This is a genomic window from Caballeronia sp. M23-90 (assembly GCF_053574605.1).
The window spans coordinates 1-1,789 of the sequence record NZ_JBSIPA010000747.1 but is presented as its reverse complement, the minus strand read 5'-3'; the positions used below and the strand labels follow the sequence as shown (position 1 = coordinate 1,789).

Below are 1,789 nucleotides of genomic sequence, written 5' to 3'. Positions count from 1 at the left end.
TCGCGCAGGGGCGGGCGTGCGCGTGTCCAGCAGCATGGCGGTCGGCGATGGCACCGGCAAGGTGTATCAGTTACCGTGGGGTCATGTCGCCGATGCGTTCGTATCATGGAATTCGCATATCTTCGGGCAGTACATCGACTGGCAACTCAACGCGCGCAACATCTTCAACTCCACGTATTACACGGGCAGTTGCTGCACGGGCACGCCGTTCATCAACATCGGCGAAAGCCGGCAAGTGATTGTCACGGCCAAGCTGGATTTTTGAGCATGAAGCGCATTGCGTTTGCGCCGCTGCTCACTTATGGCCGCGTGCAAAAGGGCTTCGCCCCGCTGTCCGCCGCCGATCTCGAACGCGAACGCGAGCGGCTTGCGGGTATGTGGACGCACTTCGTCACGGGTGCTAGAAGCGGTAGAGCACCGACGCCATGCCGTTGAGGTCGAGCCGGCGCTCTGTGATCGGACTGCCGGCGGCGTATCGCTCGAGGCGTCCCACAACTGCCGCGACGTTCGCCGACCAGTGCGGACTGATCTTGTACGTTGCGTTCACGTTGAAGTGAACATCGCGCAAGCCGGAAGCAGTGTCGTAATGCGGCAATCCCGACGCCGCGCTTTCCTGCCGCGAGATGCCGAACAAGGTACGTGTATAGGTCGCATTCGCCCAGGTGAGGCCGGGGCCCATTGAAAGAAGCAAGTTGCCGACAGGCGCCGATATGAAGAGATCGCCCATCGCGGTCAGGCCCTGTCCGGTTCCCGCAATGTCCTGATAGACCGCCGCCGCGCCGGTGAACGCCCACCACGTGTAATCGGCGAAGAGCCGCAGCTTCGGTCCGTAGTGCACATCGGGCAGGCCCCTGAGGCGCGCATCGTCGGAGGACGATCTTGACTGGAAGTCGAAGCTCATTGACATGCCGACATGATAATTCTCGCTTCGCAGCACATTGACACCAAGCACATCCGGACCCTGCGAAAACAAGCGGTCCCGCCACGAAATGTCCTGCACGAGGAAGGGCAGCACCTGAAGCTGCGAGGAACCCGGAAACTTCGGGAACAGATACACGCCCGGTCCGACCGAGATCTTCCAGTCGCTGTCGGCCGGCGTTTCATCGGCGTGCGCGAATCCCATCGTGCAACACGCAAGTGCCGCTGCGAGCGCGGTGCAATGGCGACTAATCGATGCCTTGCGGGTCCTCACGCTTTCCCCGCAACGGTCGCCAACTGCCTCAATCGCCGCGCAAGCGCGCGTGAAACGACGGGCGTCGGATTGTTGCTCGACACTGATGCCGCTGCGCTTTCGCGCAGAAAGAGCGCGCACTCCCGGGCAACGACCTCGCGTTCGTTGTCGGATGTGATCATATGGTAGGAGTCATCGAGCCAGATGGTGCGAAGAAACGACGCCCCGACGTTCGCCGCGACAAAGCGCGCGTTGTGCGGGCTCGACGTCTCGTCGTCAATCGCGTGAATGATGAGGCAATCGGCATTGATGGTTTTCAGCTTCTTGCGCACCGAGCCCGCCAGCCGGCTTGCTTCGTGAAGCGCAGGCAGCGCTATGGATGCAGGCCCGACTTCGCTGATTTCGCCCCTTTGCATCGCCCGCGCGATCTTCGAGCGCAACGCCTCGTTGCGCAGGCCGTAGGGCTCATGCTCGCGATACCGATAGCGCGAGCGCATCGGGGTGTAATAGGCGTAGTCGAGCAGGAATCGATACCAGGGAATAGCCCAGCCGTCGTAATTGAGCGTGATCGACAGCAACAGCAAGGCGCGTGCGGCCGGGCGCTGCTGCGCCACGGCA

Annotated in this window: 2 protein-coding genes and 1 pseudogene; 1 reads left to right on the top strand and 2 read right to left on the bottom strand. The window is 61.9% G+C overall.

Features of this window, described 5'->3' with window-relative positions:
- Positions 1 to 265: pseudogene (locus tag ACRXB1_RS35460) on the top strand (TonB-dependent siderophore receptor); the annotation flags it as partial.
- Positions 266 to 400: 135 nt separating this feature from the next.
- On the opposite strand, the gene ACRXB1_RS35455 reads toward ACRXB1_RS35460, so the two are convergent.
- Positions 401 to 1,123, bottom strand: a complete 723-nt coding sequence (locus tag ACRXB1_RS35455; protein ID WP_449494702.1) for a MipA/OmpV family protein — start codon at positions 1,121 to 1,123, stop codon at positions 401 to 403.
- Between the two features lie 65 nt (positions 1,124 to 1,188).
- The coding region (locus tag ACRXB1_RS35450) for an alpha/beta hydrolase (RefSeq protein ID WP_449494701.1) at positions 1,189 to 1,789 on the bottom strand (601 nt) is incomplete at its 5' end.

Bases quoted from the DNA above. Each gene is read 5' to 3' on its own strand.
- ACRXB1_RS35455 (WP_449494702.1), bottom strand. From the start codon at position 1,123: ATGGGATTCGCGCACGCCGATGAAACGCCGGCCGACAGCGACTGGAAG.